This is a genomic window from Pseudomonas saxonica (assembly GCF_007858365.1).
Lineage (GTDB): Bacteria > Pseudomonadota > Gammaproteobacteria > Pseudomonadales > Pseudomonadaceae > Aquipseudomonas > Aquipseudomonas saxonica.
In genome coordinates this window covers 493755-511211 of record NZ_VFIO01000003.1, presented here as the reverse complement: position 1 = coordinate 511211, position 17457 = coordinate 493755, and the positions used below count along the sequence as shown (strand labels likewise).

15 protein-coding genes and 2 tRNA genes are annotated in these 17457 nt (G+C 54.8%); 2 read left to right on the top strand and 15 right to left on the bottom strand.

What is annotated here, in order from left to right:
- Window positions 1-50: 50 nt before the first annotated feature.
- Window positions 51-626: a fimbrial protein gene (locus FJD38_RS12105; RefSeq protein WP_122786339.1), complete on the bottom strand. Its 576-nt coding sequence runs from the start codon at window positions 624-626 to the stop codon at window positions 51-53.
- 182 nt (window positions 627-808) lie between these two features.
- Here FJD38_RS12105 and FJD38_RS12100 point away from each other — a divergent pair, with 182 nt between their 5' ends.
- Window positions 809-4033 (top strand): hybrid sensor histidine kinase/response regulator, encoded by a 3225-nt coding sequence (locus FJD38_RS12100; protein WP_146385483.1) that lies wholly within the window; start codon window positions 809-811, stop codon window positions 4031-4033.
- 32 nt (window positions 4034-4065) lie between these two features.
- Here FJD38_RS12100 and FJD38_RS12095 read toward each other — a convergent pair whose 3' ends face one another.
- The 5 genes from FJD38_RS12095 to FJD38_RS12075 form a co-directional block, all read right to left on the bottom strand.
- Window positions 4066-5223: a glutathionylspermidine synthase family protein gene (locus FJD38_RS12095; protein ID WP_146385481.1), complete on the bottom strand. Its 1158-nt coding sequence runs from the start codon at window positions 5221-5223 to the stop codon at window positions 4066-4068.
- Between the two features lie 10 nt (window positions 5224-5233).
- Complete coding sequence (locus tag FJD38_RS12090; protein WP_146385479.1) at window positions 5234-5956, bottom strand: DUF1190 domain-containing protein; 723 nt, start codon at window positions 5954-5956, stop codon at window positions 5234-5236.
- Between the two features lie 15 nt (window positions 5957-5971).
- Window positions 5972-6397: a DUF350 domain-containing protein gene (locus FJD38_RS12085; RefSeq protein WP_146385477.1), complete on the bottom strand. Its 426-nt coding sequence runs from the start codon at window positions 6395-6397 to the stop codon at window positions 5972-5974.
- 13 nt (window positions 6398-6410) lie between these two features.
- Complete coding sequence (locus tag FJD38_RS12080; protein WP_146385475.1) at window positions 6411-7076, bottom strand: DUF2491 family protein; 666 nt, start codon at window positions 7074-7076, stop codon at window positions 6411-6413.
- A 462-nt stretch (window positions 7077-7538) separates the two neighbouring features.
- A tRNA-Met gene (locus tag FJD38_RS12075) sits at window positions 7539-7615 on the bottom strand.
- Between the two features lie 172 nt (window positions 7616-7787).
- On the opposite strand from FJD38_RS12075, the gene FJD38_RS12070 reads away from it, so the two are divergent.
- The gene (locus FJD38_RS12070) at window positions 7788-9005 is read left to right on the top strand and encodes an MFS transporter (protein ID WP_122786341.1); all 1218 of its coding nucleotides are present in this window, start codon (window positions 7788-7790) and stop codon (window positions 9003-9005) included.
- Window positions 9006-9141: 136 nt separating this feature from the next.
- Here the strand turns inward: FJD38_RS12070 and FJD38_RS12065 are convergent, their stop codons facing one another.
- From FJD38_RS12065 to FJD38_RS12025, 9 genes are all read right to left on the bottom strand, one after another.
- Window positions 9142-10230 (bottom strand): FUSC family protein, encoded by a 1089-nt coding sequence (locus FJD38_RS12065; RefSeq protein ID WP_122786342.1) that lies wholly within the window; start codon window positions 10228-10230, stop codon window positions 9142-9144.
- 135 nt (window positions 10231-10365) lie between these two features.
- Entirely contained in the window at window positions 10366-11466 is a 1101-nt protein-coding gene (ychF, locus tag FJD38_RS12060; protein ID WP_146385473.1) for a redox-regulated ATPase YchF, read from the bottom strand.
- Window positions 11467-11489: 23 nt separating this feature from the next.
- Window positions 11490-12074 (bottom strand): aminoacyl-tRNA hydrolase, encoded by a 585-nt coding sequence (gene pth / locus FJD38_RS12055; protein ID WP_122786344.1) that lies wholly within the window; start codon window positions 12072-12074, stop codon window positions 11490-11492.
- A gap of 166 nt (window positions 12075-12240) precedes the next feature.
- The gene (locus tag FJD38_RS12050) at window positions 12241-12831 is read right to left on the bottom strand and encodes a 50S ribosomal protein L25/general stress protein Ctc (RefSeq protein WP_122786345.1); all 591 of its coding nucleotides are present in this window, start codon (window positions 12829-12831) and stop codon (window positions 12241-12243) included.
- Between the two features lie 139 nt (window positions 12832-12970).
- A complete protein-coding gene (locus FJD38_RS12045; protein ID WP_003208392.1) occupies window positions 12971-13912 on the bottom strand; it encodes a ribose-phosphate pyrophosphokinase in 942 nt (313 codons plus the stop codon).
- Between the two features lie 45 nt (window positions 13913-13957).
- A tRNA-Gln gene (locus tag FJD38_RS12040) sits at window positions 13958-14032 on the bottom strand.
- 10 nt (window positions 14033-14042) lie between these two features.
- Window positions 14043-14918, bottom strand: a complete 876-nt coding sequence (gene ispE, locus FJD38_RS12035; RefSeq protein WP_122786346.1) for a 4-(cytidine 5'-diphospho)-2-C-methyl-D-erythritol kinase — start codon at window positions 14916-14918, stop codon at window positions 14043-14045.
- Between the two features lies 1 nt (window position 14919).
- Window positions 14920-15546, bottom strand: coding sequence for a lipoprotein insertase outer membrane protein LolB (lolB, locus tag FJD38_RS12030; protein WP_146385471.1), 627 nt, complete (start codon window positions 15544-15546; stop codon window positions 14920-14922).
- Between the two features lie 3 nt (window positions 15547-15549).
- Window positions 15550-17274, bottom strand: coding sequence for a tetratricopeptide repeat protein (locus tag FJD38_RS12025; protein WP_146385469.1), 1725 nt, complete (start codon window positions 17272-17274; stop codon window positions 15550-15552).
- Between the last annotated feature and the right edge of the window lie 183 nt (window positions 17275-17457).

Below are 17457 nucleotides of genomic sequence, written 5' to 3'. Positions count from 1 at the left end.
AACGCCAGAGCCCGTGTAAGACCACGAGCTCTTGCGTTAAAAAACACGCGTTACTTGTAGGTAACGTCGAAGGTAGCCAGCGCGTTGACGGTACCTGTACCGATACCGCGGGTATCAGGAGCGCCATCAGCACCTGGGGTGTCAGCAACAAGACGTACGTAGGACGCCGTGAAGTCGAAGGTGTTGGATTGAGGGCGCAGCACGTAGTCGGTGCTGGCGGTGTTCAAAGGCAGTTTGTCACCGGTGCGTGCGTCGGCGATCTGGATACCCAGGCCTTTGACTTGGTTAGCACCGACCATACCCAGTACGGTGGCATCTGTTGCAGCTTGTTGGCCGCTGAATTTGATCGAAGCGTTCTTCAGCGTTGAACCGCTGCAGTTCTCCAGAGAAATCGAGAACGGCGTTTCACCGGCAGTGGCGCCAACAGTGTTAGCGAAGTCAGCGATACGAACCTGGCCCATATCAACGGATTTTTTTACGCTTTCACTGTTAATGGTGCAGGCGTTATCGTTGATGACACCGGTGAACTCAACTTGACCGTCAGCTGCTTGTGCAGTCGCTGCTGCCATTGCGATCAGCAGGGTTGAACCGCACAGAGCAGTGTATTTGCCGATAGTTTGAAACATGAGAGATACCCTCTACAAAAGTTATGTGTCATATCCATTTTTAACAGCCCCCCCTGTTCACGGCGGGCCGCAGCAGGTGTTGCATAGGATGCAATGAGCCGGGTGCAACCCCCATCAGACGATTCCTGTTTTAGGACGCTTAACTTTTTTTGGGCTGCAATGCCCCTGATAGGCTCTCTCTCATGAAGCAAGCAAAAGTACGTCTTGGTGCGCTGGCACTGAGCTCTCTGAGACTCAACAAGCTGTTGATGTTGCTGACCGGGCTGGCCTTGTTGCTGGTGAGCATGAGTTATTGGGCAATTAACCGGGTGTTGAAGGAGGAGGGCGAAAAAACCGACTTTCATTTCGCGCGCTTGATGGAAAGCATTCATGAGCACGAAGCTTTTTTGCGCAGCGCTGCCGAGAGCTACGGTCAGGGCAGCGGCAACCTGTTGATGGACAGCAAACCGCACTCCCACGTTGAGTTGATACGTCAGGGCGATGAGCGTTTGTTCCAGAACCGCGACACCGCCAAGTCGATGCCATTTACCGTGAGCCAGCGCGATCAGTTCAGTGCGGCAGACATGCAGGGTGTTTACTCGTTCGGCGTTCAATTGACTGATCTGTTCGCCGCCTACTGGTCTGACTCTTACTATGTGGCACCGCAGGTGTTTGTGTTTTCCCCCACGGACCAATTCACCATCGCCGTGCCCGGCATTGATGGCGTGCGCCAATTTCCCCTGCTACGCAGCAGCAACTTTTTTGAGGTGACCAAGCGTCTGTATGACGACCTGATTCCGCGCCAGCCCGCGCTGGCTAATAAGCAATTGCTGTGGATGAGAGCACCACTCGGGCTAGTGGAAAAACGTAAATACATCGTCGGGTCGATCGGCATCGACTTGGCTCGCAACTTTTTACCGTCCAAAGATGATCAAGGTGTGGTTGTTCTGACGGCGTTGCTGGATGTCAGTGACATTGGCGATCTTGAGCGGTTGCTGATGAGGACCAGCAACAGTCACCTCACCCTGATCTCGCCGACCGGAGATGTGTTGCTCGGTGACGTCAAGGACGTGGAAGAGCTGGCGCCAGGATTGAGTTTTACCCGCGACGGGTTGCGTTTCAAACTGACCTCGGCAGGCCCGGATCGGTGGACTGGCCTGTATTCCATCAGCTATCAAAACTTCTTTGGCTATGCGAAATGGCCGTTATTGGCTGCAGTGGGTCTGCTGTTGCTGTTTGTGTTGATTGGCTGGCGGGTTAACCGCTGGTATCGCGAGCGGATTATCGAGCCTGCTCAACGCTCCAGCCAGTCGCTGGCCGAGAGTGAAGAGTTCAACCGCGTCATGCTCGACAGCGCCCCTGTCGGGTTATGTGTCGTACAACGTGGCACCGGTGTGGTCCTGCTGGAAAACCAGCGTGCGCAGCAATGGCAGGGCACTGCTGAGCTGATTGCGTTGTTGAAGCGTGATTATGGTGAGCATGAGCTTGGTGAAGTTCAGCTGGAAGTGGCGGGGCGCTACTTACAGGCCTGCTTCGCGTTCACCCGTTACAAGGGCAAGGACGTGGTGCTATGCGGCTTCAACGACATTACCCGGCACGTGGATGACGCCAACCTGATGGAGCAGGCACGTCGCTCGGCCGATGAGGCGAGCAAGGCCAAAACCCTCTTTCTGGCTACCATGAGCCACGAGATCCGTACGCCGCTCTATGGTGTGCTGGGCAATATCGAGTTACTGGAGCTCACGCCGCTCGATAAGCGACAACGCGAGTACCTGTCCACCATTCAACGCTCCTCTTCGGTGTTGTTTCAGTTGATCAGCGATGTGTTGGATGTGTCCAAGATCGAGTCCGGGCAAATGGCGGTAGAAACCAAAGACTTCTGCCCGCTGGACGTGTTTGAAGACGCTGTACGCAGCTATGCCGCGTCGGCCACCAACAAAGGTCTGAGTATATTCGCCTGTGCCGATGCCACCCTGCCGTCTCTGGTGCGTGGAGATGCGGTCAGGATCCGGCAGATTATTAACAACCTGCTGAGCAATGCCATCAAGTTCACCGATTCAGGGCGCGTTGTGTTGCGCCTCAAAGTCACTGAGTTGGAGCAGGGGCAGGTGTCTTTGCAATGGCAAGTGTCGGATACCGGTGTCGGTATCAGCGAGCAACAGCTGGCGCACTTGTTCAAACCCTTTTCCCAGGTAGGCGGCAGCGAGCGTGCCGGCGGTGCGGGTCTGGGTTTATCCATTTGCGCGCGCTTGAGTGAAATGATGGGCGCTAATTTGCGCGTGGTCAGCGAGCCGGGGCTGGGCAGTAGCTTTTCCTTGCAAACACGTTTGCCGGTTGTGGCTGGTTCATTGGCCCGCAGTACGGATATTGATCTTCAAGGCATCAGTGTGTCTGTACGGGCGCCACTTAAGGACCTTGCCCTGAGCTTGATTGACTGGTTAACGGGGTGGGGCGCGCGTGCGCATGTGTTTGCCGCAGCCGACACTGGCGATAGCAAGGCCATTTTGCTGGATGTCGCACCTGACCCCTTGCAGCCCGTGCAATGGGCGGGCGAGCGCGTCATTGCCACCGAATCGGGGCCGGGTCAGGCACAGCGAACGGCCGCGGGTTGGGAGGTCAACGGTTTTGACATTCACGGCATTGCCAACGCCTTGATGCTCGTCGCCCATGGCACTGCTCCTCCACTGACGGTGCGAACGGTAGAACCTGCTTCGCATCTGGCGCTGAGGGTGCTGGTTGCGGAAGACAACCCCATTAACCGGGAAATCCTCAAAGAACAACTGCAAGCGCTGGGCGTACAGGTGACATTGGCCGAAGACGGTGAGCAAGCCGTGCTGTGCTGGCAGCAGGGGACGTTCGACGTGATTATCACCGACGTCAATATGCCCAAACTCGATGGCTACCAATTAACCCGGCACATCCGCCAGTTCGATCCGTCCATTGCGATTATTGGTGTGACTGCCAACGCCATGCGTGAAGAGGGCGAGCAATGCCTGGCTGCGGGGATGAGCGCATGGCTGGTCAAACCTTTGAGCCTGATGACATTGCGTCATACGCTATCGGTTTACGGTTCGGCCTCTGTGCAGGAGGCCCCGCAGCCAGTGACGGTGGCGGTTCCTGCGGATGACCTGGACGGCTGGATCAACTTGTCGCCAGCCATGCATAGGCTGTTCATCTCCACCCTGCAGGAAGACCTAGAACACGCAGGGCAAGCCCTTATTGCGGGCAATACCACCACGTTGATCAATCATGTACACCGTATGAATGGTGCATTGGCCTCAGTGCGCGCGGTTAGTCTGGCGGCGGCCTGCAATGAATGCGAACTGGCTTTATTGCAGGAACCTTTGAGTACGGCCTCGATCGCACAGTTAAATGCGTTGTTGCAGCGTTTGCGTGAGGTGGTGCAGAGAATGGAAGACAGGGTGTAATTATTGCCCTCGCAGGCGATCTGAGGCTGTAATCAGTCGAGCACTATATGGGGTATAAACCGACTTGTATTCTTTGTGATCAATGTGTCGTCCTCGCGAATACCAATGCCTGACGGCACATCTCCAATGACCCAGGAACCTATCAACGTAAAGCTGTCGCCGAATTTGGGCAGAGGCTCAAACTTCTGCAGAATAAAGGGGCCTTCGGTATAAGGACCTTCTTGAAAGACGCGCTCTCCGTTGGTGGTTCGAAGCTCTATATTTGCGCCTTCACGAGAGAAAAATGGCTTTCGAACCCAACCCTTTGGCAAAGGCTTGTCTGGTGTTGAATCGAAAAAAGCAGGCAGCAGGTTTGGGTGCCCTTTGTTGAATTCCCACAACAATGGCAGCATGCCTTTGTTGCTCAGAATGGCTTTCCATGCAGGCTCTATGAATCGGGTGTCGGCATCCGGGATGGACGAACCATAAGGCTCATGGAAAATATGCTCCCAGGGGTGCAGTTTGAACAAGCGCTGGATCCAGTTTCCATCGAGATCCACAAAGCGCCCGGCCTGCGTGAGACCTATGTGCTCAAGGTCGATATGCCTGGCGTCTATACCGGCATTGCCAGCCATCTTGCGTAAAAAGTCAGTTGTGCCGCGGTCTTCGAGCGAGCCTGAGATTGACGAGAAATAAAAAGGTGTGTCCGTTTTGAGCGATGCGAATGCACACGTCAAATCATGGGCGAGCGTGTTGTACTGCGTGGCATTAACAGGCAATTGCTCTTGCTGGAGTAAATCTTCAAGCCATAGCAATTGAACCGAGGCCGCTTCCAGCAATGAAGTCGGCGTATCTGCGTTGCTTTCAATGAGTTTGGCAGGGCCCTTCGCGTCGTAGATAAAATCGAAACGACTGTAGAGATAAGGATGTCGATCCTTCCATGAACGCCACACCAGATCATGGAACTGAGGTGGTATCGCCAGCCGCGAGAGCAACGCTTCGCTATCGACCACCCGGGCGACCAAGTCCATGCTCATCTCATGAAGCTCTTGAGTCGGCCTTTCAATGTCTTGAGTGATTTGCGCCTCAGTAAACTGGTAATAACCCCGCTCATCCCAATAGCGCGCGCCCTCGACGGTGTGGAAAAAAAATCCGCCGCTCTCCACCTTCTGTTGCCAGTTGGCGCGCTCCTTGATGCTGACTTTTTTCACAATATGCCCCTTAGCCGCCGAAACTGAATCCGCTTGAGCTTCTGCCGCTCCAGCCGTCGCGCGCGTGTGCCTGCCCGCCAAATCCCCCTCGCGAGATTGAAGAACTGGTGCTCGTAGAGCTGGTGCTTGATTGTGTCGTGTTCTTGGCGCTGGCAAAGCTGCGCAATACCGTTGGGCTGACAGAAGCCGTGCGATCGTTGCACGCTTCATAAATCGGCTCGCTGAAGTAGCGGGTGCTACTCCCCTTGGAAAGCAGGGCTTTTAAAATCAAGTCGTTTTCCAGGCTGATAGTGCGTTCGTTCCTGATCGCCCCTAACTTCAAGAGTGGCTCACGGATTTTGTAGTGTTCAGACCAAGGCAAAGTTCCCGAAACAGTCAGCTGGAACCCCCTCATCTGCGAAGGTTGCTCTTGTTTGTTGGAAGGGGGGCAGCCCTGTTGTATAGCCTCGGCATTGCTCGCATTTTGAGCGCTGGGAGACAGAGCGTTCACGGCCTCTTCAGACAGTGCTCTATTGTAGGCAATTGAACAGATATTCATGGGTATGGGTGACTCGGCGCATTCGCGCAGGGTGCTGAAGTTTTGCTTAACCAGAAGGTTGATAGAGTGGCTTGCACTTGTAATGGGCATGACCGTTGGAAGGGGCGTCACATAGTCATCTGATTGGCTACACGCCGTGAGCGCCAGCGGCAGAGTTCCGCCCAGCACGAGCTTGAGTGAACTTCGAGGTCTCATGGAGTTGCTCCTTATTCAGGCTGAAGGGGTCATGCACGCAGCATTCAAAAAGCCCACGCTGATCGCGATTGCGGCCGTGTAGATCGCCGCTGCCTGCTCGCCATTCACAATTCTTGAGGACAGGTTTTTAACCACGAGGCTGGTTGCAATGAATGCCAGTAGCTGAACCCCAGCGGCAATAGTGACCCAGACAACAAAGTCCAGAATGCTGACGCTATAAGAAATGATATTGCCTGCGGGCAATGCGAAACCGATCAGAGCGCCCCCGAGCGCAATGGCGGCAGCCGGGTTGTTCGCACGAATAAGCTCGAACTCCCGGTGAGGCGTCATTCGGGTGTAAATGAACTGGAACAGTGCAAAAACTATTGCTGCAACCAGGATATAGAGGGCAAAACTGGACACCGCAGTGGCATTAAGCGACTGCCTGAGAGCGTCAAACATTGATGTTTCCTTTTCAGACAATGGAGAGGTCAGATAATTGAAGTGTCACGCCGACCGCCGTCGTAAGTAACCGGTTTGTGAGCTCATCGGTTTCCATCGACAACAGCAGGAATTCGCGTCGGTTGGCCAGCCCCAGGTTTCGGGCGTAAAGCGTGCAACGATGGTGAACGGTATATGAACCTTCTGTATTGATGACCCGCTCAGTCAGCGCGGTCATTTCGGTTTGCCCATCCTCGGCTCCCCATTGGCGGACATATTCTGTGCGCTCCAACTCATAGAAGGGCATGCCTATTTTTGCCCCGGGCCCTGTCAAATGCAGAAGCTCGGTTGGGCTGCAAAGCGTTCTGACCTCGTGATAACCGAAGAGAATGAGGGCTGCTATGTCATCTTCTCGCGGCCCACTCATCAGGAATTGGATATAGAAATGCTCATTGTCGAGGTAGCAGCGAATAAGTCGGTAACCAGCCCCTGCTTCGAGGGTGCCTATGGCCATGATCTTGTCATCGCTCGGCACGATGATGTCTGACTCGCCTTCCAGCAGACTTTTCAAAGCAGCATTGAGGCTTACGTGACTGCCCAAGGTCAGTCCTAACGGCAGTTTAGGTTCGCCTGGTTGGCTTGCGATCTTCGCGCAAAGCTCGGGCGCCTTCCGACCCAATACTTGCTTGAGCCAACCCATCGCAACTCCCTGAGCGCCGGAATGAACAACGTGCCACGCTTGTTTGAATCCTGGGGTGAGGGCATCGTGAGGCGTGGCGATCTTGGGGCGGAACTGTGGACGACTTGTTTATTTGTGTCTGTAATCCAATTCTTTTAATGCGCTGGGAAAACACTCTCTGAACAGAGGGCTGAAACGTGAGGGTTTAAGTATTGGATCAGCGTGTGCAAGGTTTGAAGCGCAGGGTTAGAGTTTTGTCGCTCGCTTAAAGAAGTCGTTATCGAGATCTATTCATAAGGAGAGACTGGCGAAAGGTTTGCCGTAGCGATGTGATCTGGCCTTTCAGAATGCGTGAGGGCTTTAGAGAGGGGAGGCGTGAGGAGGTAGTGAGTCGGTATGAATGTACCAGACACAAAAAAGCCCGCACTAGGCGGGCTTTCTCGTTGGTTTCATTTCATCTTGCGATGTGGTGAAACCGGTGTTTGGTGGCTACACAGGGACTTGAACCCCGGACCCCAGCATTATGAATGCTATGCTCTAACCAACTGAGCTATGTAGCCAATGGCGCGCATTATTCCCTCGTAATGGACATGTGTCAAGCAAATATCTGAAACTTTTCTCTGTTCTATCAAATGCTTAAGGTTTTAAGGCGTTCGGATGGTAATGCCTTGTAAAAAAATGGCACATTGACGCACCTGCATGCGTGCATTCAACCGCTGTCCGGAAACTCCCATGGCCCTTAGCAACGTACCTACAAAAACAACAACTGCCACACCAGCCCCTCAATCCAGCCCACTGGTCATGCGCATTATTGGCGCAGTGGCCTTGGCGCACTTGATCAACGATCTGATTCAGGCGGTACTGCCGTCGATCTATCCCTTGCTCAAAGCCAAATATGATTTGACCTTCACCCAGATCGGTCTGATCACCCTGACCTTTCAGTTAACCGCCTCTCTGTTGCAACCGTGGGTGGGTTATTACACGGACCGCCATCCCAACCCGCTGCTGTTGCCTGCGGGCATGGTCTGCACGTTAGTGGGCATCTTGATGCTTTCAGCTGTGGGCAGCTTTCCGCTGATCTTGCTTGCCGCCGCGCTGGTCGGGGTTGGCTCTTCAACTTTTCACCCTGAAGCGTCCCGGGTGGCACGTCTGGCATCGGGCGGCCGCTACGGATTGGCGCAATCGACCTTTCAGGTGGGCGGCAACGCCGGTTCGGCGTTCGGGCCCTTGCTGGCGGCGGCGATCATCATTCCGTTTGGTCAGGGCAATGTGGCCTGGTTCGGCTTGTTTGCATTGTTCGCCATCGGACTGCTGTATGTGATCAGTCGCTGGTACCGCAATCATTTGAACCTGTTCAAACTCAAGGCCGGTCAGAAAGCGACTCACGGCCTGTCAAAACAGCGCGTGCTCGGTGCGCTGGTGGTACTGGGGTTACTGGTGTTCTCCAAGTATTTCTACATGGCCAGCCTGACCAGCTATTACACCTTCTTCCTGATTGAAAAATTCGATGTGTCGATTGCCAGCTCGCAGTTGTACTTGTTCCTGTTTCTGGGTGCAGTAGCTGCCGGCACCTTCTTTGGCGGCCCTATAGGCGACCGTATCGGCCGTAAAGCAGTGATCTGGTTCTCGATACTGGGTGTGGCGCCGTTCACGCTGCTGCTGCCTTATGCCGACCTGTTCTGGACCAGTGTGCTCAGCGTGATCATCGGCTTTATTCTGGCCTCCGCGTTCTCGGCGATTGTGGTGTATGCGCAAGAATTGGTGCCGGGCAATGTGGGGATGATTGCGGGGATCTTCTTCGGCTTGATGTTTGGCTTTGGCGGTATCGGAGCGGCATTGCTGGGCCATTTGGCTGATATTCATGGCATCGAATACGTCTACCGCCTGTGTTCGTACTTGCCATTGCTGGGTGTGCTGGCCATTCTTCTGCCGCGCAGCAAGAAGGTTTGACAGGTCAAAAGGGTGAGTGAGATCTCTTGGCAGCTGCAGAGTTCTGCGAGGCCGCGTTCGACGATGCAATCGTCGCAAGCGTGGGTTTTTACGACGGCTTTGCCGCCGATCGCAGCCTCGCAGAGCTCGTCAGCTCCTACACGGATTTTAATCCGCTAGATGGATCTGCGGTTTTATTGGCGTCGTTCTGGGTGGTAAAGCCGAACGTCACCAAAGCACTTTCAACCGTGCTCATGTGTTGCAGGCACAGCTGCCAGGGCGCGGACACGGCATCCTCGATCTGGCTGGGTTCCACGGGCAGCAGCATCGGTTTCTCGTTGTCATTGGCAATGGCGGCGCACCCTCCGGCGACATTGGCGATTCGCTCATGCAATGACGCCGGGGGCGAGCCTTGTTTCTTGCGCAATGCATCGGCAAACGCCTCAGAGAAGAGCAGGGAGCTGGCGTATAAACGCACCGCATGGCGCTCATAACGGTTGGCGATGTCTTTGACTTCTCTGGACGCAAACCGCCCGCGCAGCGTCCAGCGCGCGGTATTGCGGGCATTGCTGATACCGTTTTCCAGCGTAATCAGGCTGTCATGGGCGGTAGAGAACAACAGCACTGCATTTTTGGCTTTATCGGAATCGTTTTCTTCAAGGGCTTGCTGGCATTTACTGAAACCGCGCGCGAGCTTTTCAAGCAGCTCCTTGGCTGAAGTGTCAATAATCCCGATAGGGTTAGGCGTGAGCAGTACTTGGCTGAACACCAACCCAACGCCTGCACCGACCAGTACGTCGAGCATCCGCACCACGCCAGCGGTCTCCGGGCCCACGGCCAGCATCAACACTGCTGAAACCCCTGCCTGAATAGGTACTACCGCGCCCAGGCCATAGAGGGCAGCGATGGAGATGGCAGAAAAGGTGGCAAAGCCTATTCGCAGCAGCGGGTAGCCGTCTGGCAGCAACAAGGCCGCCTCACCCACGAGAATCCCTGTGGCGACCCCCACCATCAACCCAACGGCTTGTTTGCCGTGACTGGGCAGGCCCGGTGCCAGGCATACCACGGCGCTGATGGCGGCAAACACAGGGTGTGCATGTCCGAAGAAGTGGTACGCGAGAATCCATGCCAGCGCCGCAGCGATGGCGCTGGCCAGCGCATCCCGCCAGCCTGAAGACCAGCGGGTCAAGATTTTCTCAGTCAGGGAATCGACATGGCGACGCAAGAAACTGGCGCGGGGGATCATTCAAACTCCCGATCTTATGTGGAGATGCTAGTAACCATAGACCTTGCTGAAGCTTCAGAGTGCGCTTGCGCAGGCACATCAAATCAAAGACCAAAAAAAACCGCGCCTGAGCGCGGTTTTTTTACGTGTGGTGTTTTACACGTTGAAGCGGAAGTGCAGAACGTCACCGTCTTTAACGATGTAGTCTTTGCCTTCCAAACGCCATTTGCCCGCTTCTTTCGCGCCAGCTTCACCGTTGTACTTGATGAAGTCGTCGTAGCCGATCACTTCGGCGCGGATAAAGCCTTTTTCGAAGTCGGTGTGGATCACGCCGGCCGCTTGTGGCGCTGTCGCCCCTACTTTTACGGTCCAGGCGCGCACTTCTTGTACGCCAGCGGTGAAGTAGGTTTGCAGGTCGAGCATTTCGTAACCGGCACGAATCACACGGTTCAGACCCGGCTCTTCAAGGCCCAGAGCCTCAAGGAACATGTCTTTTTCTTCGCCGTCATCAAGCTCGGCGATTTCCGCTTCGATCTTGTTGCACACCGGCACCACGATGGCGCCTTCTTCTTCAGCAATGGCCATCACGACATCAAGCAGCGGGTTGTTCTCGAAACCGTCTTCGGCCACGTTGGCGATGTACATCACCGGCTTGGTGGTCAACAAATGGAAGCCTTTGATGATTTGTTTTTCATCGGCGTCCATGTTCTTGATCAGGCTGCGTGCAGGCTTGCCCAGGGTGAAGTGGGCAATCAACTGTTCCAGCAGCTTTTTTTGCAGGACGGCTTCTTTGTCACCGCCTTTGGCGTTACGCGCAACCTTTTGCAGTTGCTTTTCGCAGCTGTCGAGGTCGGCGAAGATCAGCTCAAGGTCGATAATTTCGATGTCGCGCTTCGGGTCAACGCTGTTGGAAACGTGAATCACGTTTTCATCTTCAAAGCAGCGAACCACGTGAGCGATGGCGTCGGTTTCGCGGATGTTGGCCAGGAACTTGTTGCCCAGACCTTCGCCTTTCGACGCGCCGGCCACCAGGCCTGCAATGTCCACGAACTCCATGGTGGTCGGCAACACGCGTTGAGGCTTCACAATGGCAGCCAGCGCGTCCAGACGTGGATCGGGCATCGGCACGATACCGGTGTTCGGTTCGATCGTGCAGAAGGGGAAGTTCTCAGCCGCAATACCGGATTTGGTCAGGGCGTTGAACAGGGTGGACTTGCCGACGTTAGGCAGGCCGACGATGCCGCAATTGAATCCCATGGTGTTTTCCCCGAGGAGTAGAGTCAGGCCTTCTGGCTGTGCAGGTTTTTCATCGCACGGTTCCATTCCCCGGCGAGGATATCCGGCAGCACGCCGAGGGCAAAATCGATGCTGGCGTCCAGTTTTTCCTGCTCGGCGCGAGGCGCACGACCCAGAACAAAGTTGGACACCATGCTGGCGACGCCTGGGTGGCCAATGCCGAGCCGCAGACGGTAGAAATTATTGTTGTTTCCCAGTTGCGCGATGATGTCGCGCAACCCGTTATGACCGCCATGGCCGCCGCCCAGCTTGAGCTTGGCAACACCCGGTGGCAGGTCGAGTTCGTCGTGGGCCACCAATATGGATTCCGGTGCAATGCGGTAGAAACCGGCAAGCGCCGCAACGGCTTGGCCGCTTCGGTTCATATAGGTGGTGGGAATCAACAGACGAACATCCTGACCCTGGTGACTGAAACGCCCGGTCAGGCCAAAATATTTACGGTCGGCAACGAGGTTTACCCCATTGGCTGCCGCGAGACGCTCAACAAAAAGGGCCCCTGCGTTATGCCGGGTCTGTTCGTATTCGGTGCCTGGATTTCCCAGGCCAACGATCAGTTTTATGGCGGTCACGACAAGGGCCCTTCTATGGAGTTGTGGATAACATCGCCACTAGCGGTTAGCGGCGAAAACGGACAAAAAAACGGGTTTACATGAGTAAACTTCGCGATCTTGTCCGCTTTACTCGCTGCGTGTTAGCTCGCGATGTTTCTCAAGACTCCAAAGACAGAGTAATGAATTACTCAGCTTCTGCTTCTGGTGCAACACGTGGAGCGTGAACGTTGGCTACTGCCAGGTCGTTACCGTGTGCCAGAGCTACGAACTCAACGCCTTTAGGAGCGGTGATGTCCGACAGGTGAATGATCGAGCCGACTTCGGCGTTAGCCAGGTCAACTTCGATGAATTCAGGCAGGTCTTTTGGCAGGCAGGAAACTTCGATTTCCGCAACAACGTGCGAGATCTCGCCGCCTTTCTTGATCGGAGCCGCTTCACCGATGAAGTGAACCGGTACGATTGCAGTCAGCTTTTGACCAGCAACAACGCGTACGAAGTCAGCGTGCATCACGTGGCCTTTAGCCGGGTGACGTTGCAGAGCTTTGATGATCACGTTTTGCTTAACGCCGCCAACGGTCAGTTCGATAACGTGGCTGTAAGCAGCTTCGTTTTCGAGCAGTTTGGCAACTTCTTTAGCCAGCATGCTGATGGATTCAGGGGCTTTGTCGCCACCGTAAACTACAGCTGGAACCAGGCTTGCGAGACGACGCAGGCGGCGGCTCGCACCTTTCCCCAGGTCGGAACGCACTTCAGCATTCAGAGTAAAATCGTTCATGTTGTATCTCCAAAATATCCACATCCGCCCTAGCGTTTGCGACCAGCGCTATGGACGGCATGGGCAAAAAAGCCCCGCCCCAACAGGCTGTTGGGGCGGGGCACTTTTCGTCAACGGATGTCAGAGAAGGGCAGGGCCCTTATCGGAACATCGCGCTGATCGATTCTTCGTTGCTGATGCGGCGAACCGCTTCAGCCACAACCGGTGCGATATCCAGTTGACGGATACGCGAACAGGCTTGTGCGGCTGCGGACAGCGGAATGGTGTTAGTCACCACCAGCTCATCCAGCATGGAATTTTCGATATTCTCGATTGCCCGACCCGACAGCACAGGGTGTGTGCAGTAGGCGAACACTTTGGCAGCGCCATGCTCTTTCAAGGCTTTAGCCGCGTGGCACAAGGTGCCGGCGGTATCGACCATGTCATCAACCAGAATGCAGGTACGCCCTTCGACATCACCGATGATATGCATCACTTCAGAGTGATTGGCTTTCTCACGGCGTTTGTCGATGATACCCAGATCAACGCCCAAGGATTTGGCAACAGCACGTGCACGCACGACGCCGCCGATATCCGGGGACACAATCATTAGGTTCTCAAAGCGCTGATCTTCGATGTCATCCACCAAAACTGGGGAGCCATAGATGTTATCTACAGGAATATCGAAGAAACCCTGAATTTGGTCAGCATGCAAATCAACCGTGAGAACACGGTCGATGCCGACTACGGTAAGCATGTCAGCAACAACTTTTGCGCTGATAGCCACACGTGCGGAACGCGGACGGCGATCCTGACGGGCATAACCAAAGTAAGGAATAACAGCAGTAATACGAGTCGCTGAGGAGCGGCGGAAGGCATCAGCCATCACGACGAGTTCCATCAGGTTATCGTTAGTCGGAGCACAAGTCGGCTGAATGATGAAAACGTCTTTACCGCGGACATTTTCATTAATCTCAGCGGTAATCTCGCCGTCGGAAAACTTACCGACAGAAATGTCACCGAGTGGGATATGCAGCTGACGTACGACACGCCGAGCTAGATCGGGGTTAGCGTTCCCCGTAAAGACCATCATCTTGGACACGCGCAGTACCTGAAGGCTGAGGGTAACCTGGATGAGTATAAGAAATGGCAGGGGCGGCTGGATTCGAACCAACGCATGGCAGGATCAAAACCTGCTGCCTTACCGCTTGGCGACGCCCCTGTATCTGTTGCTACGAGTACCGTGTACCCGTTTCCTTTGACAGATTCTGTAGTGTTCGGTGCAACATCGAAATGTTACTGCCTTTAGCTACAAACCCTGTAAGGGGCTCTGTTAGAAGGTGCAGCACTTTATCAGCACTTGCTTCGTTTGGGAAGGCCCCAAATATACAACTTCCAGTTCCAGTTAATTTTGCTTCGGTATATTTACCTAACAAATTCAAAGCCTTACGTACATCTGGGTAAAGCTCCGTTACCACTGCTTCGCAGTCGTTTCGGCTGTTTCCCTTGGGAACGGGGCGCACTTTAATGGGCAAAGTGTTACGTGTCAACAACGGATGTGAAAAAATTTCTGCTGTGCTTACAGAGACTTGCGGCTTGAGCACAACGTACCAAGGCTCTTCAGGGTATTCCGGCGAAAGGATGTCGCCCACGCCTTCGGCGAAGGCGGCGCGGCCCCGCACGAAAACCGGTACGTCAGCCCCCAGCGTCAAACCCAGTGCGGCGAGGCGGTCTTCATCCCAATTCAATTGCCACAAGTGATTGAGGCCCAGCAAAGTTGTCGCAGCATTGGAGCTGCCACCGCCGATGCCGCCGCCCATTGGCAGCACTTTTTTGATCCAGATATCGATACCCAGAGAGCAACCTGATTGCTCTTGCAGTTTTTTTGCGGCTTTCACAATCAGGTTTTGATCGTGAGGCACGCCCTCAAACGGGGTATGCAGGCAGATTTTGCCGTCGTCGCGCACGGCAAAGGTCATTTCATCGCCGTAATCAAGAAACTGAAACACGGTTTCCAACTGGTGGTAACCGTCTTCGCGACGACCGAGGATGTGCAGCATCAAGTTCAGTTTTGCCGGGGAGGGCAGCACCAGCGCATCTTTTTGCATGTCATTGTCCCAACTGACGGGGTTGCCAATCTTTTACGACAAGGGTTACGTCCAGATCCGGGCCATGCAGTTTGACCCGCTCTGGCAGCCAGTAGCCGTTTTGCTCGACATAGCTTAAATATTCAACTTTCCAGCCGTCCTGTTCCAGGTTGGCCAGGCGGCTGTCGGTGTTGAGTGTGACCCGGCTTTTGCTGTCAGGTGCCGGCAAGCCGCGTACCCACCAGACCAAATGTGAAACGGGCAGGCTCCAGCCCAGTTGCTCACCGAGCAATTCTTCGGGGCTTGCCGCCACAAAGCGACCTTGACCGGCCACTTCAAGGCTGGCATTTCCTGGGCGGCCGGTTAAACGTGCTGCCCCTCGGCCGAGCGGGCCAGACAGGCGGATGTCGTAATACGCCTGGCGTTGAAGCCAGAACAAGGTGGCGCTGCCCGAGTCTTTGGGAGCGCGAATACCGACCTTGCCATTGATTTGCCAGCCGTCCAGCTGCGTCAGTTGCTGTTTATGCTGTGACCATAACGCCTGATTCCCGTGGCCTTCAACCGACTCATGGGAACCCAGGCTCATACAGCCAGCAAGTGTAGCGAGGAGGCTAAAAGCGATGATGTGGCGAACATGACGAAAAAACATGATTTAAAGAGTCTCTGATCCGGTCAGGCGCAACACGGTTTTGCGCAGAATAGGGCTGTCAGGATTTTCTTTAAGAAAAGTGCCCCAGATTTTTTTGGCTTCACGTTGTTTGCCGCTGGCCCACAACACTTCACCCAGGTGAGCTGCCACTTCCTGATCGGGAAAGCGTTCAAAAGCCTGGCGCAACAGGCGTTCTGCTTCAGGCAAATTACCCAGACGGAAATTCACCCAGCCAAGGCTGTCGAGCACGGCCGGGTCGTCCGGGTTCAGGTCATAAGCTTGCTGAATCAGCGCTTTGGCCTCGTCATACCGGGTGGTTCGGTCCGAAAGCGTATAGCCCAGCGCGTTTAATGCCATCGCGTTGTCCGGTTCGCGCTGGAGGATGGCGCGCAAATCGCGTTCCATTTGCGCAATATCATTGCGTTTCTCGGCCAGCATGGCGCGTGAGTACAGCAGGCTCAGGTCGTCAGGGTTTTGCTTGATGGCTTGTTGCAGAACTGACCAGGCGCGATCGGTCTGATTGTGGGCAGCCATGGTTTCTGCTTCGATCAGATACAACTGGCTGGCATATTCGGGTTGTGTGTCACGGGCGGCCGCCAGCTTTTTGGTGGCTTCGGCACCGCGGCCGCTGCTGATCAAGATATCGGCTTGGCGTAGTTGCGCAGGTAAATAGTCATTGCCGGGGCCAACCTGCGCGTATTCGATCAATGCACCTTGCGGATCATTGCGTTCTTCTGCAATGCGGCCAAGGTTCAAGTGGGCTGAATCGACATGGCTGTCGCGTGCTATCAAGTCTTCCAGATAGCCTTCGGCTTCGTCCCAGTTCTTACCTTCCAGGCTAAGCAGCGCGAGTGAAAAACGCAGTTCGTCGTCTTCCGGGTACTGCTGCAACAGGCTGGCAAACTGCACTTTTGCATCGGCAAATTGATTCTGTTCAATCAGCGTGCGGGCATAAGTGAGCCCTAATCGTTTGTCATCAGGGTATTGGCGAACGGTTTTTTTCAGCAGGGGCAGTGCTTCATTGCCTCGATTCAGACTTTGCAACAAGCGTGCGCGCAACAAAATCGGAGCGATTTCGCCGTCCTGCGGAGGGTTTTTTTCCAGCAAGGTCAATGCGCCGTCAGCGTCGCCATCCTGCTGCATCAGCAGGGCCTTGCCAAAAATCAACTGACTGTTGTCGGGATACTTGAGTAGCAGGCGATCAAAATTCTTTTGCAGGCCTGCACGGGTTTGCGCATCAGTTTCTGCCGCTGACAAGGCGAGGAAGTCGAAGTGGGTGTCGCCTTTGCCTTGCAGCACTTTTTCCATGTACACCATGGAGTCGTCATAACGACCATTGCGCGCCAACTGAATAGCTGCGGCACGCTGTGCTTCAAGATCGTCCGGTGCGCTCCTGGCCCAGATCAGCGAGGTGTCGAGTGCGGCCTGGTCCGCGCCCAGGTACTCGGCAATACGGAATGCCCGTTCGGACACGCCCGGATCCTGGGTGTTGATCGCCTGTGTCACGTAGTTGTCCAGTGCAAGATCCAGACGATTACGTTGACCTGCCAGTTCTGCGCTCAGCAGGCTGTACAACGTATCTTCGCTGAAGGAGCCGTAGACCACAGGTTTTTCCGGAGTGGAGGCAACGTCTTCAGCCGGTGACGAGTCATCCGGGGACGTGGGGGCCAAAGCCTGGCAGCCACTGAGAAGCACGAGGGCGAGAAACAACGCGGAGGATCTATTCATATAAGAGATGGGCGACTTACCTGCGGTCTGGGCATCATGACACATGCGATGGCGCAAACCCTAGGGTGTGCGACTATCGATATGGGGGTCTGACGATCTTAGTTCAGAGAGGTTCAACAGACATTAACTATAGAGACAATAGTCAGCAATGGTTGTTCTCACTCGGGCGAAGTAGGACAATTG

Coding starts and splice junctions, on each gene's coding strand:
- FJD38_RS12070 (WP_122786341.1), top strand. CDS start 7,788: ATGGCCCTTAGCAACGTACCTACAAAAACAACAACTGCCACACCAGCC.
- ispE (WP_122786346.1), bottom strand. CDS start 14,918: ATGCAAAAAGATGCGCTGGTGCTGCCCTCCCCGGCAAAACTGAACTTG.
- lolB (WP_146385471.1), bottom strand. CDS start 15,546: ATGTTTTTTCGTCATGTTCGCCACATCATCGCTTTTAGCCTCCTCGCT.
- FJD38_RS12085 (WP_146385477.1), bottom strand. CDS start 6,397: ATGTTTGACGCTCTCAGGCAGTCGCTTAATGCCACTGCGGTGTCCAGT.
- ychF (WP_146385473.1), bottom strand. CDS start 11,466: ATGGGATTCAATTGCGGCATCGTCGGCCTGCCTAACGTCGGCAAGTCC.
- FJD38_RS12065 (WP_122786342.1), bottom strand. CDS start 10,230: ATGATCCCCCGCGCCAGTTTCTTGCGTCGCCATGTCGATTCCCTGACT.
- FJD38_RS12090 (WP_146385479.1), bottom strand. CDS start 5,956: ATGAGACCTCGAAGTTCACTCAAGCTCGTGCTGGGCGGAACTCTGCCG.
- FJD38_RS12105 (WP_122786339.1), bottom strand. CDS start 626: ATGTTTCAAACTATCGGCAAATACACTGCTCTGTGCGGTTCAACCCTG.
- FJD38_RS12080 (WP_146385475.1), bottom strand. CDS start 7,076: ATGGGTTGGCTCAAGCAAGTATTGGGTCGGAAGGCGCCCGAGCTTTGC.
- FJD38_RS12050 (WP_122786345.1), bottom strand. CDS start 12,831: ATGAACGATTTTACTCTGAATGCTGAAGTGCGTTCCGACCTGGGGAAA.
- FJD38_RS12025 (WP_146385469.1), bottom strand. CDS start 17,274: ATGAATAGATCCTCCGCGTTGTTTCTCGCCCTCGTGCTTCTCAGTGGC.
- FJD38_RS12100 (WP_146385483.1), top strand. CDS start 809: ATGAAGCAAGCAAAAGTACGTCTTGGTGCGCTGGCACTGAGCTCTCTG.